Source organism: Chromobacterium rhizoryzae, assembly GCF_020544465.1.
GTDB lineage: Bacteria > Pseudomonadota > Gammaproteobacteria > Burkholderiales > Chromobacteriaceae > Chromobacterium.
Genome location: NZ_CP066126.1, coordinates 2,916,669 through 2,941,763, shown reverse-complemented (window position 1 = coordinate 2,941,763; position 25,095 = coordinate 2,916,669). Strand labels below are relative to the sequence as shown.

Below are 25,095 nucleotides of genomic sequence, written 5' to 3'. Positions count from 1 at the left end.
AAGCGGAATGTACACGTGGTACATGAGCATTTTGAGCTCGTACTCACCGTGCAAGGCTTCACGACGCGCAGCAGACTTTGAACAGGCTCTTAGCCGCTGGCCAGCCGCGCCAGGTAGCGCAGGCCGCCGATGCCGGGAAGGAAGCAATACGCGCCGCCGCGGGTGATGATCATCCGCGAGAAGCCCTGCAACACGGTGTTGTTCTTGCCCGAGCGGCCGGGCGCGGCCAGGGTGAAGCTGCTGTCCGCGGGGTCGTTGACGCCGAGGAAGACGTCTTCTCCGCTGATGTTGAACACCGCGTTGCCGGCGTCCGGATTGCCCGGTTCCGTGGCGGATTTGACGAAGTCGCTGAGCAGGTTCCACTGGCTGCTGAGAAATTCGAACTGATTGCTCAGGCTGGCGTTGATGAAGTAGCCGATCAGGCCGCGGGCCGCGGCCGAGGGGTGTTCGGGGTCGTAGGCCGGGCCGTAAGGCATGGCCCGGCGCACGATGCGGTGGTGGGCGCTGTCGGTGCCCACCACCGCGCCGTTGCGCGGATTGTTGCGGCGGATGTGGGAGCCTATCGGACATTTCAGGCCCAGGGTGTCGTCTTGGGACGGCTGGGCATTGACGTAGTTGAAGTCGTTCAATTGACTGGTCGGCAGCGTGGCGCCGGCCTCGTCCGGCCGCAGCGTCAGCGGGTTGCCGTTGCGCCAGCGTCCGCATACCTTGGCCGCCAGCAGTTCGGGATCGATGCCGGCCTTGGCCGCGTATTCGCTCAGGAACGCGTCGAAAGCGGCCACGTCCTGTTCCAGGATGCGGAAAGCGGCATAGCTGCTGTTGCGGCTGAGTTCGGGCGGTTGCACCGAGTACACGCCCTTGCCCTCGTTGGTGTAGCCGAGCAGGAATTCCCCGGTGGCGATGACGGCCTGATCGTCCGGTTCCGGGCGCTTGCGCGGCGGCGCGCCGGCGATGGTGGGCTGGGCGATGCTGTCGCGGTAACCGAAGTGCACCTGATTGTCAGGCAGCGCCTGGGCGTCATGGGCGGATAGTTCGCTGACGGCGCCGGCGAAGGCCTGACGCAGCCGCGCGCTGAGGCTTTCCAGCAGCGCCGGGTCCTTGGCCACCCACAAGCTGAGCACGATGTGCACCTGCTCGCCATTGGCCAGGCCGCCTATCCATTTTTCAGGCGCGCTGGCGCCGATGTCGCCAACGAGGCTGGCGGTGTCGCCATCGGTGGCGCCGCGTTGGAAGGTCGATTCGAAACTGGCCAGCTGCTCGGCGCCGACGCCCAGCATGCGCAGCCCGGGACAGGTGAAGCCTATGTTCAGGAAGCTGTTCGGTTTTTGCAGCCAGCGCTTGGCGCTGGTGATGCTCGGCAGGCCGTCCCGGCCCTCCACCAGTTTCAGGATCAGCTCGCCGGCGGCGGCCTTGTCGCTAACGCTCAGAATGAAATGCCGGGCCAGGTCCACGCGGTAGCCGCGCAGAATCGTGCCTTGGATGTCGTCGTACGGGAGGTCGGGGCTGTTCATGGCATGCCTTTCAGCAATGGGACGGGTGTAAGAGGCTGTTCAAAGTCCGCTGCGCTTCGTGAAGCGCTGCTCGGCGAGTACCCGCTCATGTACCACGCGTACATTCCGCTTTTTCGCTCGTTTTCGCCTTGACTCGCGCTTGCTCGCGAGGCTTTGAACAGGCTCTAAGGCGCAAGCGGGCGGGCCGCCTGCGCCTGGCGGGCGCGCTTCAGTCCAGCGCGGCGAGTATGGTCTGCACCGTGTACGGATAGGCCTGGTACAAGCCGTTGTCGTCCTTGCCGCCGCCGCCGTTGTTGGGAATATGCTGGGACGCGTCGTTCTGGGCGATGAAGGCCTGAAAGGCCGCCACATTATTGGCCACCGGGGTCAGCGCCTTGCCTCCCACCACGAATTGCAGCAGTGCGTCGAAGACGGTGCCCACCTGGGCGACGAAGTCGTTGATGTAGGCGTTGAAGCTGCCGTCGTACTCGGTGATGACCGCGATCACGTAGTTGTCGCTGCTTTTGCCGGTAGGCTGCAGATTGGCGGCGGAGCGGTCCAGGAGCAAGGTGCGCGCGTAATGGACGGTGCCGATCGAAGTCAGCGCTTGATGCAGGGTGGGTTCGTATTCCGCCAGAGTGGCGGCGATGGCTTCCAGGCTGGTGCCGGGAATGACCGGCATCAACAGGGTGAGCGGGCTGGCCATGGGGCTTCTCCCTAAGGGGTTTGGGAATTGAAGCCTAGCAGCGCGACCTTGACTGTCAATGCGATTTTATTCGTTTTGCAAATCAATGGCCGTGGTTTAGGTATTCGTACTAAGGGCTTGCCCGAGGGCCGCGCCCGGCGGGGGCGGGCGCGGCCGAACGCTCACTTGCGGTTGGTCAGGGACACGCCCGCCGCCGCCAGCGCGCCGCCCGCCAGCATGGACGCCAGGATGGGTTCGCCCAGCAGCCCCGCGGACAGCAGCACGCCGAAGGCGGGCACCAGATTGGTGAACACGGCGGCGCGCGAGGGGCCGATCTCCCGGATGCCCTGGTAATACCAGATAAAGCCCACCACGGTGCCTATGGCCCCCAGATAGAGCATGGACAGCCAGATCCGCCAGCCGAAGGAGGCCCAGGGAACGGAGCCGATCTCGCCGGCCGCGCCCAGAGACAGGAAGGCCAGGCCCCACAGCGTGGCGTAGGTGGTGGCCGCGATCGGACTCAGGGTTTCCATCGCCTTGCGCGAGCCCAGCGTATAGGCCGCCCAGCTCAGCACCGCCAGGCTCATCAGGGCTTCGCCGGCGCCGAAGGACTGGCTGAAATCGTGGACCGTGCCGACGAGATCGCCGCGGGTGATGACCACCATGGCGCCCAGCAAGGCCACGGCGATGCCGGCCCAGCGGCGCAGGCCCAGGCGTTCGCGGAAAATCAGGCTGGCGGCCAGCGCGGTCATGATGGGATTGAGGCTGACGAACAAGGCGGTGCGGCCGGCGGGAATGCGCGCCAGCGCGCCGAAGAAACAGGCGTTGTAGAGAAAAATGCCGGTAAAGCCCAGAAACGCGGTGACGGCGATCTGCGAGCGGTTCAGCCGCGGCAGCCCGCCTTCCAGCCGGCAAGCCACCAGCACCAGCAGCAGGGCGGCCACCAGGAAGCGGCCGAAGGCGGCAGTCATCAGCGGCATGGATTGCGCCAGCACTCTGCCGGCGATGAAGGTGCCGCCCCAGAACAGCGCGGTCAGCGCCAGTTTCAGAGACAGGGCCGGCCTGAGCGCGGTTTGCGCGCGGGCGGGCTGCGCCGCGACGGCGAGGGTGCTTGAGTGGTTCATGGTGGGCGCCGGGCGAGCCGCCCGGCCTCCTGATGCTATGTGGGTGCGTATATACTATTGATTGTTTGAATTCATGGAAAAATGAGCATTTGCTCATGGGTGGACGAGACGGTCATGACCTTTACGCAGCTGGAAATCTTTGCGCTGGTGGCGGAGCTGGGCGGCTTCACCGCGGCGGCGGACAAACTGGGCATCAGCCAATCCGCGGTGTCGCACGCGATCAGGCAATTGGAGAAGGAATGGGGGCTGACCCTGCTGACGCGCGGCCAGGCCGGCATCGAGGCCACCGAGGCCGGCAACAGCCTGCTGCTGCGCGTGCGCGAGCTCTTGGGCGTGGCCGAGGCGATCCGTCAGGAGGCGTCGGCGGCGCGCGGCCTGAACCGCGGCGTGCTGCGCATCGGCTCCTTCGGCACCACCTCCTCGTTGCTGCTGTTGCCGCGCATCCTCGAGCAGTTCCGCGCCAGCTATCCGGAAATCGACGTGTTCGTGGAAGAGGGCGAGGACGACGAGGTGGCGCAATGGGTCAGCGAGCGCCGGGTGGACGTGGGCTTCGTGGTGCTGCCGGACGATCGTTTCGACACCTTGCCGCTGGTGGAGGACCAGTTCGTGGCCTTGATTCCGGCCGGCCATCCGCTGGCCGGCCAGCCGGCGGCGCGGCTGGCGGATTTGTGCGACATGCCCTTCATCATGACGCTGGCGGGCAATACCGCGCTGATTGAGAGATTGTTTGAAACCGCCGGCCTGCGGCCCATGGTCAAGCACCGCTACGCCCAGATTCTCACCATCGTCAAAATGGTGGAGAACGGCGCCGGGGTGTCCATCGTCGCCGATCTCGCGGTGCCGGCGCCCTTGCTGGCCTTATGCCCCGGCGTGGTGAAAAAGCCGCTGGCGCCCATGGTGCGGCGCGCGGTGGGCCTGGCGGTGCCCAGCCGGAAGCACGTCAGTCCGGCGGTGGCGGCTTTTCTCCACACCTGCAAAACCATGGCCAAGAGCCTGCGCGACGGTTCGCTGGGCGGTTTGTGAGCGGGCGCGATGCGGACAGTCCACAAGCCTGTTCAAAGCCTCGCGGGCCAGGGCGAGACAAGGCGAAAGCCGCTGAGAAAGCGGAATGCGCAGGCGGCGCACGAGCATGTTTAAGCGGCGCCCGCCGCGCCACGCGTCGCGAAGCGCGGCAGGCTGTGAACAGCTTCTTAGGCCCGCGGCAGGTCAAACCGGGTTTGGCAGCGGCTCTCTATCAGCTGGCCGGCGCGCAGCACCGTGAGCTCGTCGAAAGGCCGGCCAATCAGCTGTACGCCGAACGGCAGCCCGGCCCGGTCCAGGCCGGCCGGCACCGTCAGCGCCGGCAGGCCCAGCACATTGGCGGGCGTGCTCAGCCGTATATAGGCGGATACCACGCTCTCTTCGACGCCGTCCGGCCAGACGAAACTGTCCTGGCCGTGCAGCGGCGCGGTGTGCGGCACGGTGGGGACCATGAGCAGGTCGATGCCGGCGAAAAGCCGGCGCCAGGCGGTTTGTAGCGCGATCCGCGCGGCCTGGGCCTGGGCGTGTTCATTCTGCGGCACCAGCATGCAGGCTTCCAGCAGCGTCCTCACCTCGTCGCCGTACAGCTGCGGCGCGCGGCGCAGCGCGTCCCGGTGATAGGCGGCGGCTTCCGGCGCTATCAGGCCCCATTGGATGGGCAGGATGAAATCGGTCAGCGGGATCTCGACCTCCACCAGCGTCGCGCCGGCGGCGGCGAGTTCGGCCTGCTGATCCTGGAGCGCGGCCTGGATGTCCGGCGCGATATGCTCGCAGAAATAATTGCCGGCCACGCCGACGCGCAGCCCGTCCACCCCCTGGCCCAGGCCCTGGCGGTAGCTGTCGGCCGATGGCGGCCGTCGCGTCGCGATGGCGTCCAATAAGGCCGCGGCGTCCGCCACGGTGCGGGTGATGGGGCCGACATGGTCCAGCGAGCCGGACAGCGGCACCACGCCTTGGCGGGACACCAGTTCGTAAGTGGGCTTCAGGCCCACCAGCCCGCACAAGGCGGCCGGCACCCGGATGGAGCCGCCGGTGTCGGTGCCCAGCGCCGCCAGCGCGCCGCCATAAGCCACCGCGGCGGCGGAACCGCCGCTGGAGCCGCCGGGGGAACGCTCCGGCGCCCAGGGATTGTTGGTTTGCGGCGTGGTCAGGCCAAAGGCGAATTCATGGGTATGGGTCTTGCCGGTCAAGATCATGCCCGCCTGTTTGAGCCGGGCGGCCACCTCGCTGTCGGCGGCGGCGAGGTGATGCCGGCGCACTTGCGAACTGGCGGTGGTGGGCAGGCCGGCCGCGTCTATCAGGTCTTTCAGCGCGTAGGGGATGCCGTGCAAGACGCCGCGGTATTCCTTGCGGCGGATTTCCTGCTCGGCCCGCCGCGCGGCGTCCATGGCCTGATCCGCGGCGAGCGTGACATAGGCGGACAGCTGGTCTTCTTTCTCTTGCGCCCGCTCCAGCACCGAGCGGGTCAGCTCCACCGGCGACAACTGGCCGTCCGCTATCTGCCGGGCCGCGTCCACAATGCTCAATTGATAGGCTTGCACGGCGTTTACCTCCAGTCCGGGTCGAAGGGGGGCGCTGAGCGCGCGTCGGCCGGGCTCAGCCGGTCCAGCTTGGCGATTTCCGCGCGGATGAAGGCCAGGGTGGCGGCGACGGCCTCCAGGCGATCGGGGGCGAGCTTGAGGCCGGCGGCCTGGGCCAGGGCGGCGACGGCCTCCGGCGCGAGGGTGGGAAGGGCCATGAGGAGCTCCTAGGTTGGGGGCCTGTGCAAGGCCTGGCGCAAGGCATTGAGATTAAGGATTAGAGCAGCTTGTCGTCGGCGTTTCAAAGCCGCGTGGACGGGGACGCCCCACGGAGGCGGCGGATCGTTAAGCGGCGCCTCTAGAGGAAGGTCCAGCCGAAGCCGCCGTCCCGGCGCGTCACCCGGCCGGCGGAGCTGTCGGCGAAGTGGGCGCTGAACACCAGGGCGCGGCGCTCGGCGGCGAAGTCCAGCAGCCAGCGCCGGGATGCCCGCGCCGCGTCCTGCTCCCGGCAGAACACCGAATTCCATTCCGGCCGGTACACCTGCATCGGCGTATGCATCACATCGCCGCAGAACAGCGCCGTCTCACCGCGCGAACTCAGCGAAATCGACATATGGCCGGCGCAATGGCCGGGCGTGGGGTGGAAGCGGAAACCGTCCTGGTAGTCGCCGCCGTCCAGGCCGATCGCGCGCGCCTGACCGGAGGCGATCACCGGCGCCACGCTGTCGTCGAACACCATGCGCCGGCTGTCCGCTTCCGGCGTGGCGAAGAAATCCAGATCGCCTTGCGGCAAAGCATAGAGGGCCTTGGGGAAGGTGGGCGTCCACTGGCCGTTGATCAGCCGCGTGTTCCAGCCCACATGGTCCGCGTGCAAATGGGTCAGCAACACGTGGTCGACGTCCGCGGGCTGGATGCCCGCGCGGGCCAGGCGTTCCAGAAAGGGGGTTTGCAGCCGGTGGAACAGCGGGTTGAACGCGCGTTCCTTGTCATTGCCGACGCCGGTGTCGATCAGGAAAACCTGGCCGGCCCATTCCACCGCCCAGCTGTGCACGCTCAGGGTGAGGCGCGCGCCGTCGGCGTCCAGCAGACCGCGCAAGCCCGGCTCTTGCGCCAGCAGCGTCTCGTTCCAGTCGCGGTAGAGGAAGGACGGGGCCAGGCCGTGCAGCAGGGTGTCCGTCACGCGGGTGATCTTGGCGTCGCCAAGTTGATAAGTGGGGCTGATGGTGTCCATTTGGGTCTCTGCGGCTAGGATGCGCGCCGGCGCGGCCGGCGGCTTGACCGTCACTATCGCGGAAATTATCCATGCTTTCCAATGCCGAATTATTAATTCGTGATAACTTAAAGGCATAGCCAAGCCGAAAGACCCCGCATGGAATTGCGCCATCTTCGTTACTTCATCGCCGTGGCCGAGCACCAAAGCGTGCGCCTGGCCTCCGAGCATCTGCACATCACCCAGCCGGCGGTGTCGCGGCAGATCCAGGACCTGGAACAAGAGCTGGGCCTGCCGCTGTTTGAGCGTTCGCCGCGCGGCCTCAAGCTGACCGCGGCCGGCGCAAGCTATTTGCGCGAGGTGCGCAAAGCGATGGCCGCGCTGGACGACGCGGCCGAGAGCGCGCGGCGCGTGGCCGCCGGCCTTTTGGGCCGGCTGCGGCTGGGCTGCGTGGAGAACGCCGGTTGGGACGGCCTGGTGCCCCAGGCTTTCAGCCGCTTCCAGGCGGAGGCGCCGGAGGTGGCGCTGGAGCTGAGCGTGCTGAACACGCCGCAGCAATTGAGCGCGCTGGAGGAGGGCGCGCTGGACGGCGGCTTCATCTACCAATACGAAGACTTGCCGGAAAGCCTGGCCGGCCTGCCCTTGCTGGAGCACGACGTGGTGCTGGCGCTGCCGCGCTGCTGGGACACCGGCCATGACGAGAGCCGCCCCATCGCGCTGCGCAGCCTGGCGGACCGGCCCTTCGTCACCATGCCGCGCGAAGCCTATCCCGGCTATTACGACCGCCTGATCAGCGCTTGCCGGCAACTGGACGTGCGTCTTAGGGTGGCGCAGGAGGCCGGCACCGAAACGGCGATCTTGTCGCTGGTCTGCGCCGGCATCGGCGCCGCCATCGTCAACTCGGCCAATCTGGGCCGGCCGCCGGCCCAGGCGCGCTTCTTCCGGCTGCGGGATTTGTCCTTGCCGATGCCGCTGAGCTTCGTCAGCCGCAAGGACGCGGCCAACCCGGCGCTGAAGCGCTTTCTGGCCGCGCTGCCGGGCGCTTGAGGCCGCCGGCTCAGCGTTGCGCCGCCCAGCGTCGATAGCGGCGGGCGCGGCAGGCGGCGGCCAGCTGCTGCTGGATCAGCGCCCGCAGCGGCGACACCTGGGGCTTGGGCGTCTTGCCCTGGCTGAGCCGGCGCAGCTGAAACTTCACCGCGGCCATATTGGCGAGCGCCGCCAGCGGCTTGTTGCGCCAGGCGATGGGCGGCAGCGCCGGAGCGGTGTCCTTGCCCTGGCGCCAGTCGCTGGGCAGCCTGGGGTCCAGGGCCAGCGCGGTGGCGATGCCCGCCATGGCCACGCCGCTGGCCACCACCTGTTCGGCCACCGGCCGGCGGCGGATGCCGCCGGTGACCATCACCGGCATGGCGGCCACGGTTTGGAGCGCTTGGGCGAACGTCAGGAAATAGGCCTCGCGGGCCAGGGTGCGCCCGTCGCGGGCCTCGCCCTGCATCGCCGGCGCTTCGTAACTGCCGCCGGAAAGCTCGACCAGATCCACCGCCAGCTCATTGAGCCAGAGCACCACCTGGCGGGCGTCGTCGGCGCTGAAGCCGCCGCGCTGGAAATCGGCGGAATTGAGCTTGACCGCCACGGCGAAGCCCGGGGACACCTCCGCGCGCACCGCTTTGACGATCTCCAGCAACAGGCGGGCCCGGTTTTCCAGCGGGCCGCCCCAGGCGTCCGTTCTTTGGTTGGACAGCGGGGACAGGAACTGGCTGAGCAGATAGCCGTGGGCCGCGTGGATTTCCACGCCGTCGAAACCGGCCTGCTCGGCGAGGCCCGCGCTGCGGGCGAAGCGCCGTATCACATCGGCGATCCCCTGCGGCGTCATCGCCTGCGGCAGGGCGAAATGCCTGGACATCTTGCCCAGGTCCAGCGGCACCGCGGACGGCGCCCAGGTGGCCTGGCCCAGATTGGCCGGCATCTGACGGCCGGGATGGTTGATTTGCAACCAGAACTGCGCGCCGCGGGAGCGGCCGATCCGGGCCCAGCGCCGGAAGCGCTCCATCTGGCGCTCGTCCTCCAGCACCACGCCGCCCGGCCCGGTCATCGCGCGGCCGTCCACCATCACGTTGCCGCTGATCAGCAGGCCGGCGCCGCCGTCCGCCCAGGCCTGGTAGAGCCTCATCAAGGCATCGGACGGGGCCTGGTCCGCGTCCGCCATGTTTTCTTCCATCGCCGCCTTGGCGATGCGGTTGGGCAGGCTGGAGCCGTTGGGAAGGGTCAAGGGGCTGAATAGGGGCATGAGCGCGCGCTCCGGGTTTGATCTTGGCTCAACCATAGGTTTAAAGTTAACTTTAATGTCAAGCCCCGATCGAGAACGCGGATGAAAATTGGAGAATTGGCGAAGCGCTGCGGCATGACCGCCTCCCGCATTCGCTTTTACGAAGCCAGCGGCCTGATCCGGGCGGTGGCGCGCGGGGCCAACGGCTACCGCGATTACGGCCCGGAAGCGCTGTGGGTATTGGACATCATCGCCAGCGCCCAGAGCGCCGGCTTTTCCCTGGAGGAAATTCGCCGTCTGCTGCCGACGGAGCCTAAGGCCTGGCAGCATGAGGACCTGCTGGCGGGGCTCATGCGCAAAGTGGCCGAGATCGAACGCTTGCAGCAGCGGCTGGAGCAGAACAAGGCCCAGTTGCGGCGGGTGATCGCCGGCATGGAGAACGGGCCGGAAGGGCTGGCCTGCGACGAGCGGGCCCAATGGGTGTTGAACCGCCTGCGCGACGAGGACGGCGCGGCGGGCGGAGCGCCGGGAAGCGGGCAAGGCCCGCTCCCGGAAAAGTCGTAAACGGGCGCTTAGGCTCAGGTGAAATGCCTTGACCCTCTAGCGGACTTGAAGCTTAAGGTGGCGCAGGCCCGCCGCCGGAAACGGCCGACGCAAACCATGTTCAAACCCCAGCGGCGCTTTGATGAGGAGAAGCCGTCATGAGCAAGCGCATTCTGCATGTGGTGAGCAATGTCGCTCACTACGCCGATCCGTCCGAAGCCACCGGTTTGTGGCTGTCTGAATTGAGCCACGCTTACGAGGTGTTCGCCGCGCAAGGCTGGGAGCAGCAGTTGATCAGTCCGCTGGGCGGCGCCTCTCCCTTGGAGCCGCGCTCGCTGAAATGGCCGAACGCCGACGCCTCGGCGCGGGCCTGGCTGGCCAGCGCCGATAAGCGGGCCTTGCTGGCGGATACCGCCAAGCCGGAAGACATCGCCCCGGCGGCGTTCGACGCGATCTATTTCACCGGCGGCCACGCGGTGATGTGGGATTTTCCGGAGCACGCCGGCCTGCAGCGGCTCGCCCGCGAGATCTACGAGCAGGGCGGCGTCGTTTCCTCGGTGTGCCACGGTTATTGCGGCCTGCTGAATATCCGCTTGTCCGACGGCGCGCTGCTGGTGGCCGGCCGCCGGCTGACCGGCTTTTCCTGGCGGGAGGAAGTGTTGGCCGGCGTGGCCGGCAAAGTGCCCTACAACGCCGAGGAGGAAATGAGGCGGCGCGGCGCCCGCTATGAAAAAGCCTGGCTGCCGTTCATGCCCAAGGTGGTGGTGGACGGCCGGCTGGTGACCGGGCAAAACCCGCAGTCGGCCAAGGCCACCGCCAAGCGAGTGGCCGCCTTGCTGTCGCGCTGAGGCCGGGAGCGCCGGCCTCGCGCGGCCGCGTCAAGCGCCTAGGCCGGCCAGCTCCCCGACGGCGACGCCCAGTGCTTCTTCGAAAGCCTGGAACAGCGCGTCCGCCGCGGCCTCGCCGCAATAAGCGGGATCGCCGCTCAGCCGGAATTCGGCGATGTCCGAGCCCTCGTCCAGATGGACGGCGATATTGACGGGGTAGTGGAAGCGATCCACGCCGTCCCAGTCCCGCAAATCCGCCGTTTTCGAATCCCGCGCCCGGAAATTCGTGAAGTTGAAGGTGTAAAGGAACTCCCGGCCGGGGCTGCGCGCATCGAAAATCGCGCTGAGCGGGTAGAGCGCGTATTTCTCCTGCAGCAGCAGGCGCTGGTGGATGGCCTCAGCCGTCTCCAGCGGGCACGCCAAGGCCTGAAACGACAGCGGCTGCAAATTCCAGAACAGGCCCACCGCGTCCAGCGGATCGCTCAGTTCCGGCACCCGGCCGTTGACCACCATTCCGATCAAGACCTGAGGGTCCCGGGTCGCGCGCGCGATCGCTTGCCCGGCGGCGGCCAAATACAAGGATCGCGTCTGGATGCGCCGCGCGCGCGCGCAGTGGCCGACGCGGGCCACCAGCCGGGGCGCGATGCGTTTTTTGTGCTCCGTCATTCCGGCCGGCGGTGTTCTCCGTCGCTCAAGCGTCTGCGCGCCGGCAAACGGCGCTCGCCGCCAGTATTCAATCGCCGCCGGGTCCAGGGCCATGCGCTGCTGGAGGGCGACGTATTCGGAAAACACGTCCGCGCGCGCCGGCGGCGCGATGGCGTCATGGCGCTGATAGCGCTGGAATACCGCGTCGAAAAAGCGTTGCTGCCCCCAGCCGTCGTCTATTGCGTGGTGGATGCTCAGGAAAACGACGCAGCGGCTGTCCTCGGTTTGGAAGAAGCGCAGCCGCGCCGTTTCGCTTGCCGCCTCGAAGGGCGCGAATGGCGCGTGGAGATCGGCGCGTGCGTATTCGGCAATCCGCGCCCGCCGCCGGGCAGGGGCGTCGCGCCGGAGGTCGACGGCGTCCAGGCGCACCCGTTCCCTGCCCGCGTCGGTGCGGAGAATCGCGTCGCCGTCGCGGACGAAGAGCGTGCGGAAGACGGGATGCCGGGAAAACTCCAAGCGGAAGGCCTCCATGAGCCGCCCGATGTCGAGCGCCGCGTCCACGCAGTCAAACCACTGCTGCACGTGATAGACGCCCAGCCCTGCCGGGGCCGCTTGATAGTGCTCCAGCATCAGGCGCTGCATGTCGGACGCGGCGTTCGCGCGTTTCGCCTGCGTTGGCGGCAAGCCGGTTTCGCCCCGCAGGCTGCGGTCGTTCAGGTCCCGGACATTGGGCGAGTGAAACACGTCTTCCACCGTGGCAGCCCAGCCGGCGCGATTCAGCGCCATGATCAGTTCCACGGCGCGGATGGAGTCCCCGCCCAAGGCGAAGAAATCATCGTTAGGACCAAGACGTTCCACGCCGAGCACCCGGCGCCAGATCGCCGTCATGTCGGCTTCATCGGCCGAGGCCGGCGCGTCCGGCGGGCGTTCGTCGCTCAGGGCCCGCGCCATGTGCGGCAAACGGCTGCGATCGATCTTGCCGTGAGCGGTCAGCGGCAGGCTGTCGATGCAATGAAAGTGGTGCGGCATCATGAAGCCGGGCAGCTTTTCCGCCAGCGCCTGGCGGAGTTCCCGCAAGCTCATCGGCGCGGACGCAAAGCGGATATAGGCCGACACCAGATCTCGCCCATCCTCGGACGAGGCCTGGACCACCGCGTTGGCGACGCCGTCCAGCTCGCAGAGCGCGGATTCGATCTCCGCCAGCGAAACCCGGAAACCGCGGATCTTCAGGTAGCCGCCCTTGCGCGATTCGTAAACCAGCTCGCCGTGCGGATCGATCTTCGCCAGATCCTGGGTTTTGTACATCCGCTGGCCTTCGCGGCCGGGAAAGGGGCAGGGAATGAAGGCCTCGGCGGTCAGGCCAGGCCGGCCGTGATAGCCGCGCGCCAGTCCCGGACCGGCGACATACAGCTCGCCGACCTCGCCGGCCGCCACCGGCTGCAAGTCCTCGTCGAGCAGGAATAGCGACAAGTCCGGCAAGGCCGAGCCGATGCCGGCGGACTTCCTATGCTTCGTCTCGTCGGCGTCGACCACGTGCAAGGTGACGTGCACGGTGGTCTCGGTGATGCCGTACATATTGACCAGCACCGGGCCTTCGTCGCCCATGGTCTTGAACCAGGGCTTGAGCTGGGTCAGGTCCAGCCGCTCGCCGCCAAACACCACGAAGGCCAGCGATTCCAGGGCCTCGCGCTGTTCCGGATGTTCGCTCAGATACAGGGCCAGCTGATAGAAGAAGGACGGCGTCTGGTTGAGCACCGTCGCGCCATGCCGCCGCAAATACGCCAGCAGCGCGGAGGGGTCTCGAATGGTGGCCAGGTCCGGGACCAGCAGGGCTCCGCCATGCAAGAGCGCGCCGAAGATTTCCCAGACCGAAAAATCGAAGGCGTAGGAATGCAGCAAGGGCCAGACGTCCTCCGGCCCAAAGTCGTAATAAGGCTGGGACTCGGCAAACAGCCGCAGCACATTGCGGTGGGTGATCAGGCTGCCTTTGGGGCCTCCGGTCGAGCCCGAGGTATAGATGACGTAAGCCAGGTTGTCGCGATGCGGCGCGCCGCCGCCCACGGGCATCTCGTCGCGCGATGGCGCAAAAGCGTCCAGATCAAGCTGCGGGATGTCCTTGGCGGACGCGGCGGCGGCCAGCCGTTCCCGCGATGCCGCATCCACGACGATGAGCTTGGGTCGGGCGTCGCCGACGAGGTAGTCCAGCCGCTCCGCCGGATACTCCGGGTCCAGCGGAAGGTAGGCGCCGCCGGCTTTCAGAATGGCCAGCATGGCGACGATCAGATCGGACGATCTGCGCACGGACAAGCCCACCAGGGTTTCGGCGGTCACGCCCATGGCGCGGAGGCGGCGGGCCAGGGCGTCCGCCCGCTGATCCAGTTGCCGGTAGCTGAGCGAAGCCGCCGCGCATTGCACGGCGATGCGGTCGGGAAAGCGCTGGACCGAGCGGGAGAAGGCCTCGGCAAGCGTTTGGCAGGCGCTGGGTTCTGTTGGATGAGTCATTGGTTTTGCATGTCCTGCCGGCTAGAGCGTTTTGCGCCCTCCGGCGGTTGGTCAGTTGTCGGCGCTCGACATGGGCTCACGTCGCGTCCGTCGCCAAGCCGGCGTTCCCGGCGCCGGCCGGCTTGGGTTTTCTCAGCAGCTTGGGCGCGGCGCGCGGCACCTCCCCGGCGGCCGTCGCGCCGGCGGCCTGCCGCAGCGGCGCGTCGAAGCCCCGCACGCACTGGGACAGCAAGGCCGATAGTTCCGCGCCCATGGCTTCAATCGACGCCGGGTCGAACATATCGGTCGCGTACTCGATGCGGACGCAACTGCGCGCCAGATTGAAGCCGAAGGCCAGGTCGAACTTGGCGATAGGGTTGCTGCCCGGCAGCAAGGCCACGGTCAGGCCGTCCTGCGTCCAGCCGTCGAAGTCTTGATCGACGGTGACCACCGCCTGGAAGACCGGGTGTTGGCCGGGAACGCGCTCCAGGCCAAGCCGATCGACGAGGGAGGAGAACGGCACCCGGTAGCCGGCGTAGCTCGCCTGGGCGGTTTGGCGCACTTTTTCAATGATGTTGCGCGGGGTGTCGGCGGTCTCTATCCGCACCGGCATGGCGAGCAAATTGACGAAATTGCCTATGGTGTCCTCGATCGCGCCGTCGCCGCGTCCACCATGGGGGAAGCCCAGGCAGACGTCGGCCTGATTGCCGCGCGCGGACAGATAGGCGGCGAGCAGGGCGGCGACGGCCATGAACGGCGAGGCGCCAAGCTGGGCGGCGCGCTGGATGTGCTCGCCCAGCAGCGCCTGGGGCAAGGCGCACTCCAGGAAGGCCCCGGCGTAGTCGCGTCGCAGCGGGCGCGGGCGGTCCGGCCTGAGATTGAGCGGGGCCGCAGTTCCCGCCAGGCGGTCTAGCCAGCGGCTCAGCGCCTTCTGGTAGTCGCGGCTGCGCTGCCAGGCCCGCTCCTCGGCGGCGGCCTCTCTCACCGTCATCGCCGGCCCCACGGCGGGCAAGGCGCCGCCTCGCAGCAGGGTACGCAGATCGCGCAGCCATATCTGCGCGGAATGGCCGTCAAACGCCATGTGGTGAAACACCATCAGCAACACCCAGTGATCGCGGTCGCGGCGCGCCAGGCAAAAGCGGAAGAGCCGGCCGGCGGCGAGGTCGAAGGGGGTCGAGCTGACATCCCGTTCCAGGCTGGCGAAGCCGGCGTCGCGGCGGTCCGGCGGCAGTTGGCCGAGATCCGCGGTTTCGAGTACGCGGGAGGGCGGCGCGCCGATGTCCTGCCGCAGGCCGGCCGGGGTTTCCACAAAGCGCGCGCGCAGGGCTTCATGGCGTTTCAGCAGCTGTTCCAGCGCCGCCTCCAGGCGGGCGGGGTCCAGCTGGCCGCGCATCTCCAGATGCAGCGGGACATTGTACAAGGCGCGGTCCGGGGCCAGTTTCTCAAAGAAATACAGGCTTTGCTGATTGCTGGACAGCTGGCCCAGCCGGGCGTCGGCCTGGGGCCGCGCCAACGCCGCGAGCGCGCCGGTGCCCCGCTCTTGTCCGCGGCTGGCGAGTTCTTGCTCATCAGCCGTCGGCAAGGCGTCCGGCCGGCGGGCGGGATCGGCAAGGCATTGCGCGGCGAAGCGGACCAGCCCGTTCAAGAGCCGCTGGGCGGCCGAGGCTTCGAACAAGGCGTCGGCGTACTCTAGCGTCAGCCAGACGCCGTCGTCGCGTTCGTCCAGCACAAAGCTCAAGTCGCGTTTCGCGCCTCCGGCATGCGCCGCCTGCTCGGTCAGCCGCAGGCCGGCGAGACGCCAGAGCGGGCGTTTTCGCACCCGCGCGGCGACTTGAAACCCCGGCGGCTCCAAGGCGGCGGAGGGTTCAAACGCCATGTTCCGGTTCTCCGCGCCCTGCGCGGCCTGCGTGCGGACCTGGTCCAGCATCTCCCGCAGAGTGGGCTTGGCGTCCAGGCGCAAGCGCAGCGGGAGCGGGGTTTCAAACAGGCCGATGATGTCATTGGCTTCCGCGTGGCGTCGCCCCGGGACGGACGCGTCGATGAGGATTTCATCCCGGCCGCTTTCCGCGCCCAGGAAAAGACCGAGCAAGGATGAGAAAACGACCAGCAAGGCGTCTCCCGTTTCCTGTTGAAGCCGGCGCAATTGTTGTTCTTGCTCGGAGGGGAGCTTGAGTGTCAACTCCGCGCCGTCCGTCGATATCGTGGCCGGCAACGGATGGTCCGCGCCCAATCGTGAAGGCCGGGGCGCGCCGGCGCGCCATGGTTCGCGCTGCCAATGGGCGAAGTCCGCGTAATCGAGCGCATTGGGCGCGAGCTCGACATCGCCGCCGTTCAAGGCGGCGGCATAAGCCGTGTCCAGGTCTGTAGCCAGGATGCCGGCCGACCAGGCGTCAAAAACAGCCTGATGGAACACCATGACCAGGCTCGCCTCATCATCCGCCGGCTGAAAGAGAGCAAAGCGAAATAAAGGCCCCGTCGCCAGATCGAAGGGGCGGTCGATGACTTCCCGGACGGCCGCGGCCAGGCCGGCGCCGTCCCCGCTCGCCGGTTCCAGGCGCGTCGGCTGGAGCAAGGGGCCGGGCCAGGCGTGCCGCGTCGAGCAAAGCAGCTCGTCGCCGTCGAAGGCCATCGTCGTGCGCAAGGCCTCGTGTTTGGCCACGACCGCGGCCAGGGCCGTCTCCAATGCCGCGGCGTCCAGCGCGCCGCTTATCCGCAGCACGACGGGAAACGAGCATGAGGCGGCGTCCGGCGCCAGCGGATCCAGGTGGAACAGTCGTTCCTGTTGCAAGGACGCAAGCCAGCCGTAGCCGGCATCGAGTGAAAATTTCATAAGCGAATACCTTGGGTCGGCAATCAGTCGACAAGAACAAGCCTTTATTCAGCCCCGCGCCCCAAGCCGGCGACGGCGTCCTGGAAGCTTTTACGGCGCGCGGCGGACATTGAACAGGCTCAGCAGCTGAAGCTGCTGCAGCCGTACAGCCGTTCCGCGCTCAGGCCCGCGGCGCGGCAGCGCTCGAGAAACTTGTTCGACTCGACGATCTGCTTGCTGTCGGCCGAATACTCCAGGCCGGTGACGAAGCGCATCCAGGGTTCTTGCCCCATCGCGTAGACGTAGATCTTCTTACAGTCGAACTCCTCGACGATGCTCCAGGCGTGCTCGCAGTCGGAACCGGACAAGGTGCGGGATTCGTCGTCGCGCCGGCTGAGCGGGCTGCCGGTGTACGGGCCGTACAGCCAGCTGAGCGGCGCGCCGTCGCACTCCATGCCGATGAACAGCGTGTCCGCCTTGCCCAGACGCTCCACAATGCGGCGGTAGAGCGCGCGGTCCTTGCAGTCCGAGTCCGCCAGGAACAGGAAGCGGCGGTTTTTCAGCCGCAGGAACATGCCGTGCTTGCTTTCGATGTCCAGGTCGGCGTGCTCGCCGTAAAACGGCAGGCTGACGATTTCGCCGTCGTCGAAGCGCACGCTTTCCATCGGCTCGAGTTCGGACACGTTGCGGAAGCCGAGCGCGCGCAGCGTGAGCTTCATCGACGGATCGGCCAGGCTGCGGCTGTTGTGGCGCGGCACCAGGAGGCGGCCGATGCGGCCGCGCAATTGCAGCAGCAGCTCCGGGCTGAAGTGGTCCTGATGGTTGTGGGTGATGAACACGTAGTCGATATGGTCGGGCAGATCGTCGAAAGTCAGCCGCTGCGGCTCGCCGTCCCGGTCCCAGGTGACGAAGGGATCGATCAGGACCGAGGTGGACGCCGTTTGCAACAAGACGCAGGCGTGGCCGAAATAACGGATGCGCACGTCGCCGCCGTGATACTCGGGCTGCTCGCGCCGCGGCGCTTCGGTGTCGAAGAAGCCGCGGAAGCGGGCTTCCTGTTCCGCCGGCACCTTCAGCGCCTGCTTCAGTTCCGCGTAAGGGACGGCGCGTATCCGGCTGGCGGCGAGCGCTTCGTGATGAGGAGCGGCGAAGGGCAGCGGGAGCACCAGCCTGGCGTCTCCGTCCAGCCGGGGCGTGTTCAGAAAGAAATGGCGCTGCTCGTCGTGCTCGGTGCTGAAGGCCAGCGCCTGCCGGTCCGCGTCCGCGGCGGCCGGATAGCTCAGCAATGGGTCCAGCACGCGGAGGCCGGGGTGATGGTTGAGGTCGTAGCTGACTTCGACCAGGCCAGCCAGCGTGGGCGGCAACTCGGCGTAGACCGCGTCCAGGCTGTGGCCGCTGGCGGTTTGCTGCAGCTGGCGATTGAGCTTTTGCAGATCTTCGGCGAAGCGGAGCAGCGGCGCCGCGTCCTTCAGCGTGTCCTGCAGCAGGCGGCGCACCGCGGGCAGATCGCTGGCCGGCAGTTCCAGGAAGGGGCCGCCCAGCATCTGGGGGTTCTTGGAGGCGGCGATGTGCACATTGGGGTTGGCGATGAAGGAGCGCAGCAGCGGAATCTGGCGGAAGGCCAGATTGATCGCCTGCTGGACCGGCGACACCAGATGACTCCAGGCGTACCAGCGGTGGAACAGCGGTTCCAGTTTGACGCCGCTTTTCAGGTAGACGGCCGCGTCGGGATGGGGAGTGTTCATGCTTGCTCCAATGTCGTGGAAGAGGGAGGGAAAGGGCGCGAAGCCGGCGTGCCGGACGGGGCCGTCGCCTCGCTGTGTCCTGCCTGCGACGCGGCGTAGTCCGCGTAGTCGGCGTATGGCCGCGGCAGCGGCGTCCAATCGGGGGCGCCGCCGTCGGCGCGGGCGGCGTAAGCCTGGGCCAGCTCCCGCAGCAGCGGCGCGATCGGCGCGCCGGCGCCGCTGTCCGCGGCCTGGCGCAGCGCGGCGGGCAAGGCCAGGCCGTTGGCGGTCTTGATCGTCGCCCCTGTTTCGGCCGGCGCGTTCAGGGCGGCGTGACGGCGGCCCAGCTCGCGCAAGGCCTGGCGCAAGGCCGGCAGCTCCAGCTCGCCGTCGCAGCGCAGCGAGACCGGCGCGCCGTCTTGTCGGCGGACGGTCAGCCAGAACGAGCGGCCGCCGGCCGCCGACGATGGTTCGTCCGGGCGGCCAAACGCCGGGCGCCGCGCCAATTCGGCGACGCTGGGGGCGAGGAAGAGCTGTTCCATCGACAGCCTGACGCCCAGCTTGCCGCGGATGAGGGCGGCCAGCCGCATCGCCAGCAGCGAGTCGCCGCCCAGTTCGAAGAAGCCGGCGTCCAGATCCACGGCCGGCAGCCGCAGCGTCTCTGCGAACAAGGCCGCCAGCGTCTGTTCAAGCGGCGTGGCCGGCAAGCGTTGCGGCGCGGCCGCGAAGACCGGCGCCGGCAGCGCGCCGCGGTCCAGCTTGCCGTGGGCGTTCAAAGGCAGCGCGGGCAAGACCGTCACCGCGGCGGGCACCATGTAGTCGGGCAGGCCGGCGGCCAGCCCGGCGCGCAGCCGCGCGCCGTCCAGGCTGGCGCCGGCGCGCGGGACGGCGTAGGCGACCAGGCGCTTGCGGCCGTCGTCGTCGACAGGCAAGACCACGGCCTGGGCCACGCCGGTTTGCGAGCGCAGCGCGGCCTCGATCTCGCCCGGCTCGATGCGATAGCCGCGCAGCTTGATCTGCTGATCGAGCCGGCCCAGGAATTCCAGCTGGCCGTCCGCCAGGCGGCGCGCCTTGTCGCCGCTGCGGTAGAGCCGGCTGCCGGGCGCGCCGAAGGGATTGGCGACGAAACGCTCGGCGCTGAGCGCGGGGCGGCCCAGATAGCCGCGCGCCAGGCCGGCGCCGGCCACGTACAGCTCGCCGGCGACGCCGGCGGGCACCGGCTGCAAGGCCTCGTCCAGCAGATAGACCTGGCTGTTGAGCACCGGCCGGCCTATGGGCGGCGCGCCGTCGGTCAGGCGGTCGCTCAGGGTGGCGCAGATGGTGGATTCAGTGGGGCCGTAGGCGTTGATCATCCGGCGGCCGCGCGCCCATTTGGCCACCACCTCGGCGGGGCAGGCGTCGGCGCCGACCAGCAAGGCGCCGGGCAGCAGATCCGGCGCCGGTTCCAGCATGGCCAGCAGCGCCGGCGGCAGCAGCGCGTGGCTGACGCGCGCGGCTCGCAGCGTGCCCGGCAGGCTGTCGGCGTCCAGCTGCCTGGCGTTGGCGGGCACCAGGCAGGCGCCGCCGGCGAAGGCCATCAGCATTTCCAGCACCGAGGCGTCAAAGCCCGGCGAGGAGAATTGCAGCACGCGCGCGGACGCGTCCAGCGCGCAGCGCTCTTTCAGGTCTTGCGCCAGGCTGGCCAGTCCGGCGTGGCCGACCGCGACGCCTTTGGGCCGGCCGGTGGAGCCGGAGGTGTAGATCACGTAGGCCAGATCGTCCGCCGTCAGCGGGCGCAGCCTTTCTTGCTGGCCGATGTCGCCGTCCGCGAAGCTATCGTCGGCCTCCGGCGCCATCACCGGCCCGGCGGTTTGCGGCAGGCGGGCGGCGGAGCCGGCGTCGCTCAGCACCAGGGCCGGGCGGGCGTCGTCCAGCATCAGCGCCAGCCGCTCCGCCGGGTAGTTGAGGTCCAGCGGCAGATAGGCGGCGCCGGCTTTCAGAGTCGCCAGTTGCGCGACGAGCAGCGCCGCCGATTTGGGCAGCGCGACCGCCACCAGCCGACCAGGGCCGACGCCCGCGGCGATCAGCCGCCGGCCCAGCCGGTTGGCCCGGCGGTTGAGCTCGGCGTAGCTCAAGGTTTCGCCGTCGCAGTCCAGCGCCGGCGTGTCCGGCGCGCGGCGGACTTGCCGCTCGAACAGCTCGCACAGCGGCAGCGGCGCGATGTCGCGGGCGCTGGCCTGGTCATCCAGCAGCAGGCGGCGCTCGTCCTCGCCCAGCAGGTCCAGACGGCGCACCGGGCCGTCGGGGTCGCCGGCCAGCTGCGCGAGCACGGCGGCGTAGCAGCGAGCGTAGCGCCGCAGCGCGTCGGCGTCGTGGGCGTCGCGGTGGGCGGTCAGGCTGCCGGCGATGCGCGCGCCGTCGGGGCGGAAATTGATTTGCAGCGCGAAGCTGTTGTCCATCGCGCTGTCCTGCTGGCGCCAGTCGGCCAGCGCTTCCAGCGCCTGGAAATGCGTGTAATTGAAGATGGCCTCGCCGGCGTCGCGCAGGCCGGCGTCGCGCAACATGGTGGCCAGCGGATAACGCCGGTGCGGCAGCAGCGCCCGTTCCGCGTCTATCACGCGGCTTATCAGCCGGGTCCAGGGTTCGCGCCGGATCTCCATGCGCAGCGGCACCGAGTTCAGGAACAGGCCCACCATATGCTCCGCGTCCGCGGTTTCCGGCCGGCCGTTGGTGACCAGCGCGGTGCAGGCGCCGCTTTTGCCGGTCAGCATGGCCAGCGCCGCCAGGTGGGCGGCCAGCAGCACCGATTTCAGCGGCGCGTTCAAGCGGCGCGCCAGCGCGGTCAGCGCCGTCGAAACCGGCTCGTCTATGGCGATGTCGGCGTGGATCTGCAGCGGGCCGTCGGCCGCGGCGGCGCTGTCCTCCCGCGCGAGCAGCGCGGCGGCGGCTTCGTAGCCTCGCAGCTGTTCCCGCCAGAAATCCCGGCTGGCCGGCGAGGTCATCGCCTCGCGTTCCAGCGCGATGTAGTCGCGGTAGCGGCTGGACAGCGCGGGCAGCCGGCAGGGCCGGCCGGCCAACTCGGCCTGGTAGAGCTGGGCGAGTTCGACGATGAAGACGGAGTCGCTCCAGCCGTCGAGGATGGCGTGGTGGATGCGCAGCGTCAGATGGAAGCGCCGTTCGCCCAGCCGGTGGGCGTGGGCGTGCAGCAGCGGCGCGGCCCCGGGATCGAAAGCTTGTTTCGACCAGGCGGCGATGAAGGCCGTAAGGGTTTCTTGCTGCGCGGCGGGCGGCAGCTGTCCGAGATCGCTCTCTGCCAGCGGAATGGCGGCCGTGGCCAATACCAGTTGCAAGGGTTCGAGATAGCCGTCCAGCGCGAAGCGGGTGCGCAGCAACTCGTGCCGCCGGCACAGCGCGTCCAACGCGCGGCGCAGCGCGGCGGCGTCGTAAGGCAGGGACACCGCCAGCCCGACGATGTTGTGGTATAGGGTCGAGCCGTCGCGGAAGGCGCTGTGGAACAGCATGCCCTGTTGCAATTGGCTGAGCGGGTAGGCGTCCACCGCGTCCGGCGGCAACCGCCGGCGGTCGGTGGGGTCCAGCAAGGAAAAGGGTTCGGCCGGCGCGGCGGCGGCAGCCGCCTGTTCCGCATGGGTGGCCAGCAGCGCCACGCTGTGGTGTTCGAACAGGCTGGCCAGTTCGAAGGAGACGCCGGCTTTGAGCGCCAGGCCCTTCAGCCGCAAGGCCAGCAGCGAATCGCCGCCGAGGTTGAAGAAGCTGTCGTCCAGACCGACGCGCTCCAGGCCCAGGGTCTGGGCGAAGGCTTCGGCCAGCAGTTTTTCTTTTTCGGTGACCGGCTCGCGGTGCTCGGCCAGCGTCAGCTCCGGCGCCGGCAGGGCGCGGCGGTCCAGCTTGCCGTTGGGCGTCAGCGGCAGCGCGTCCAGCGCCACCCAGGCGGCGGGCGCCATGTAGTCGGGCAGACGGGCGGCCAGCGCGTCGCGCCAGCGCGCGACGTCGGCCTGGACGCCGGCGGCGGGCACCGCGTAGGCGACCAGCCGGCGCTGCCCGGGCGCGTCCTCGCGGATCAGGACCACGGCCTGGGCGACGCCGGGCTGGTCCAGCAGCGCGGCTTCGATCTCGCCCAGCTCGATGCGCAGTCCGCGCAGCTTGACCTGATGGTCTAGACGGCCCAGATAGTCCAGCGCGCCGTCCTCGCGGCGGACGACGCGGTCGCCGGTGCGGTACAGCCGTTGTCCGGCGGCGAAGGGGTGGGCGACGAAGCGCTCGGCAGTCAGCGCCGGACGGCGCAGATAGCCGCGGGCCAGGCCGACGCCGCCCAGGTACAGCTCGCCGGGGATGCCGGGCGGCAAGGGCCGCAGCATGGCGTCGAGCACGAAGAGCTGGGTGTTCCAGATCGGATGGCCGATGGGCACCGAGCGGCTGTCGCGCGTCGGATCGCAAGTCCAGGCGGTGACGTCGACGGCGGCTTCGGTGGGGCCGTAGAGATTATGCAGCGGGCAGGGCAGCGTCTGGGCGGCGCGGGCCAGCAGCGGCGCGGGCAAGGCTTCGCCGCTGCACAGCACGCGGCGCAGGCTGGCGCAGCCGGCGCTGGCGGGTTCCTGCAGGAAGGCGTCCAGCATGGAGGGGACGAAATGCAGGGTGGTGACGCCGCGGCGGCGGATCAGCTCGGCCAGATAGACGGGGTCGCGATGGCCGTCGGGCCGGGCCAGCAGCAGCGAGGCGCCGGCGAGCAGCGGCCAGAAGAACTCCCAGACCGAGACGTCGAAGCTGGACGGGGTTTTTTGCAGCACCACGTCGTCGGCGGCCAGCGGGTAGGCGTGCTGCATCCACAACAGGCGGTTGACGATGGCGCGATGGCTGTTGACGGCGCCCTTGGGGCGGCCGGTGGAGCCGGAGGTGTAGATGACGTAGGCCGGATGCCTGTCGTCGCCGGCGAGGTCCAGCGGCGCATCGGACAGGGTCTCGTCGAGTTGGTCCAGACACAGTGCGCGTTCGACCGGCAGGCCGGCCAGCAGCTCGGAGCGAGACAGGACCACGGCGGGCTGGGCGTCGGCCAGCATGAAGGCGATGCGTTCGGCCGGATAGTCGAGATCGATCGGCAGATAAGCGCCGCCGGCCTTGAGCACGGCGAGCAGGGCCACGACCAGATCGATGGAGCGGGGCAGCGCGACGGCGACCAGGGTTTCCGGGCCGACGCCGTCGGCGCGCAGGCGGCGGGCGAGGCGGTTGGCGCGTTGGTGCAGCTGGCGGTAGCTGAGGGCGGCCTCGTCGAAGCGCAGCGCCTCGGCGTCGGGGCTGAGTTCCGCCTGGCGTTCCAGCAACTGGGTCAGGGTGGCGGCGGGCAGCGGGGCGTCGGTGCGGTTCCAGGCGGCGAGCGCGTCTTGTTGGGCCGGCGTGGCCGGCTGGATGCGGGCGAGCGGCAGCTCGGGCTGTTCGGCGATCAGGCGCAGCAGCTCCAGCAACTGCCGGGCGATGCCGTCGACGGCGTCGGCGGAGAAGAGATCGGGTCGGTAGCCGAAGCGCAGCTCGAGTTCGGGTCCGGGGACGGCGCACAGGCTGAGCGGGTAGTGCGAGGTGTCCGCGCCGTCGCCGCCGAGCGGAATCAAGGCCAGGCCGTCGGCCACCTCGCCGTCGGCCGCGCCGGGCAGCGCCGGATAGCTTTCGAAAACCAGCAGAGTGTCGAACAGCTCCGTTCTTCCCGCCGCCTGCTGGATCTCGGCGAGGCTGAGGTGCTGATGCTCGATCAGCGCGGCCTGCTGGGCCTGCAGGCGTTGCAGCAGGGCGGCCAGGGTTTCCTCGGGCCGCAGCTTCAGGCGCAGCGGGACGGTGTTGATCAGCAGGCCGACCATGCGCTCGACGCCGGGCAGCTCCGGCGGGCGTCCGGAGACGGTGACGCCGAAAACGACGTCGTCTGAGGCGGAGAGGCGGGCGAGCAGAATGGCCCAGGCCGCTTGCAGCAAGGTGTTGAGGGTGACGCCCAGTTGGCGGGCCCGCGCCTGCAGCGGGGCGGTTTCGGTTTGACGGGACAGGATCAGCTGGCGTTCCCCCGCGGCGGCGGCGCCCAGTTTGGCCGGCTCGTCCAGCGCGTCCAGGCTGGCGGCCCAGGCGCGGGCGGCGGCGGCCTTGTCCTGCTGTTGCAGCCAGGCCAGATAATCGCGGTAGGGCGCGGCCGGCGGCAGCGCGGCCGATTCTCCCTGGCGGTAGAGCGCGAACAGCTCGTCCATCAGGATGGGCATGGACCAGCCGTCGAACAGCAGGTGGTGGAAGCTCCACAGCAGTTGATGGTGTTCCGCGTCCAGCTTGACCAGGATGAAGCGCAGCAGCGGCGGCTTGCCCGGATCGAAGCGGCGGCGCAGATCCGCCTCCAGCAGCGTGTCCAGCGCGGCGGCGTCCCGGCCGGACAGATCTTCCTCGCGCCAATCCAGCTCGAACTCGCGGGGCACCACCTGACGCGGCTGCGCCAGCCCCTTGTAGACGAAGGCGGCGCGCAGATTGGGATGGCGTTGCAGCAGCGCCTCCGCCGCGCGCCTGAGCCGGCCGGCGTCCAGGACGCCGCGCAGCTCGAAGCGGTTGCGGACATGATAGGCGTCCACCTCGCGTTCGTCGTACAGCGCGTGAAACAGCAATCCTTGCTGCAATGGCGACAGCGGCAGGATTTCGGCGATCTTCGACATCGTGAACCTCGCAATGGGCGGCCGCCGTCGGCGGCCCCCCGGAAAGTATTTGGAACAGGCTCTTAGAGCCTGTTCAAAGTCTCGCG

Annotated in this window: 15 protein-coding genes; 4 read left to right on the top strand and 11 right to left on the bottom strand. The window is 68.7% G+C overall.

The features are described from left to right. Nucleotides 1-89: 89 nt before the first annotated feature. The 3 genes from JC616_RS13215 to JC616_RS13205 all read right to left on the bottom strand — a co-directional run bounded on the left by JC616_RS13215 (nt 90) and on the right by JC616_RS13205 (nt 3,299). Nucleotides 90-1,511, bottom strand: coding sequence for a Dyp-type peroxidase (locus JC616_RS13215; protein WP_227103513.1), 1,422 nt, complete (start codon nt 1,509-1,511; stop codon nt 90-92). A gap of 208 nt (nt 1,512-1,719) precedes the next feature. After that, on the bottom strand, nt 1,720-2,196 hold the full coding sequence (locus JC616_RS13210) for a hypothetical protein (RefSeq protein WP_227103511.1): 477 nt from the start codon (nt 2,194-2,196) through the stop codon (nt 1,720-1,722). 161 nt (nt 2,197-2,357) lie between these two features. Next, the gene (locus tag JC616_RS13205; RefSeq protein ID WP_107799555.1) at nt 2,358-3,299 is read right to left on the bottom strand and encodes a DMT family transporter; all 942 of its coding nucleotides are present in this window, start codon (nt 3,297-3,299) and stop codon (nt 2,358-2,360) included. Nucleotides 3,300-3,413: 114 nt separating this feature from the next. Between JC616_RS13205 and JC616_RS13200 the strand changes: the two genes are divergently transcribed. After that, a complete protein-coding gene (locus JC616_RS13200) occupies nt 3,414-4,322 on the top strand; it encodes a LysR family transcriptional regulator (RefSeq protein ID WP_227103509.1) in 909 nt (302 codons plus the stop codon). A gap of 167 nt (nt 4,323-4,489) precedes the next feature. Here the strand turns inward: JC616_RS13200 and JC616_RS13195 are convergent, their stop codons facing one another. The 3 genes from JC616_RS13195 to JC616_RS13185 all read right to left on the bottom strand — a co-directional run bounded on the left by JC616_RS13195 (nt 4,490) and on the right by JC616_RS13185 (nt 7,070). Continuing rightward, nucleotides 4,490-5,860 (bottom strand): amidase, encoded by a 1,371-nt coding sequence (locus JC616_RS13195; RefSeq protein WP_227103507.1) that lies wholly within the window; start codon nt 5,858-5,860, stop codon nt 4,490-4,492. A gap of 5 nt (nt 5,861-5,865) precedes the next feature. Beyond that, nucleotides 5,866-6,057 carry a hypothetical protein gene (locus tag JC616_RS13190; protein ID WP_227103504.1) on the bottom strand — a complete coding sequence of 64 codons (192 nt, stop codon included), beginning with the start codon at nt 6,055-6,057 and terminating at the stop codon, nt 5,866-5,868. Between the two features lie 140 nt (nt 6,058-6,197). Beyond that, nucleotides 6,198-7,070: an MBL fold metallo-hydrolase gene (locus JC616_RS13185; protein WP_227103502.1), complete on the bottom strand. Its 873-nt coding sequence runs from the start codon at nt 7,068-7,070 to the stop codon at nt 6,198-6,200. Between the two features lie 138 nt (nt 7,071-7,208). Between JC616_RS13185 and JC616_RS13180 the strand changes: the two genes are divergently transcribed. After that, nucleotides 7,209-8,096, top strand: a complete 888-nt coding sequence (locus JC616_RS13180; protein WP_227103500.1) for a LysR family transcriptional regulator — start codon at nt 7,209-7,211, stop codon at nt 8,094-8,096. Between the two features lie 10 nt (nt 8,097-8,106). On the opposite strand, the gene JC616_RS13175 is transcribed toward JC616_RS13180, so the two are convergent. Then, entirely contained in the window at nt 8,107-9,333 is a 1,227-nt protein-coding gene (locus JC616_RS13175; protein WP_227103498.1) for an NADH:flavin oxidoreductase/NADH oxidase family protein, read from the bottom strand. 81 nt (nt 9,334-9,414) lie between these two features. On the opposite strand from JC616_RS13175, the gene JC616_RS13170 reads away from it, so the two are divergent. Both JC616_RS13170 and JC616_RS13165 read left to right on the top strand, forming a co-directional pair. Beyond that, nucleotides 9,415-9,876 (top strand): MerR family transcriptional regulator, encoded by a 462-nt coding sequence (locus JC616_RS13170; RefSeq protein WP_227103496.1) that lies wholly within the window; start codon nt 9,415-9,417, stop codon nt 9,874-9,876. Nucleotides 9,877-10,013: 137 nt separating this feature from the next. After that, nucleotides 10,014-10,703: a type 1 glutamine amidotransferase domain-containing protein gene (locus JC616_RS13165; RefSeq protein ID WP_107799548.1), complete on the top strand. Its 690-nt coding sequence runs from the start codon at nt 10,014-10,016 to the stop codon at nt 10,701-10,703. A gap of 30 nt (nt 10,704-10,733) precedes the next feature. On the opposite strand, the gene JC616_RS13160 is transcribed toward JC616_RS13165, so the two are convergent. From JC616_RS13160 to JC616_RS13145, 4 genes are all read right to left on the bottom strand, one after another. After that, entirely contained in the window at nt 10,734-13,829 is a 3,096-nt protein-coding gene (locus tag JC616_RS13160) for a non-ribosomal peptide synthetase (RefSeq protein WP_227103494.1), read from the bottom strand. A gap of 76 nt (nt 13,830-13,905) precedes the next feature. Next, complete coding sequence (locus tag JC616_RS13155) at nt 13,906-16,638, bottom strand: condensation domain-containing protein (RefSeq protein ID WP_227103492.1); 2,733 nt, start codon at nt 16,636-16,638, stop codon at nt 13,906-13,908. Nucleotides 16,639-16,757: 119 nt separating this feature from the next. Next, nucleotides 16,758-18,362, bottom strand: a complete 1,605-nt coding sequence (locus tag JC616_RS13150) for an MBL fold metallo-hydrolase (protein ID WP_227103490.1) — start codon at nt 18,360-18,362, stop codon at nt 16,758-16,760. Then, nucleotides 18,359-25,009, bottom strand: coding sequence for a non-ribosomal peptide synthetase (locus tag JC616_RS13145; protein ID WP_227103488.1), 6,651 nt, complete (start codon nt 25,007-25,009; stop codon nt 18,359-18,361). Before JC616_RS13145 ends, JC616_RS13150 begins: the two co-directional genes overlap by 4 nt. Nucleotides 25,010-25,095 lie beyond the last annotated feature (86 nt).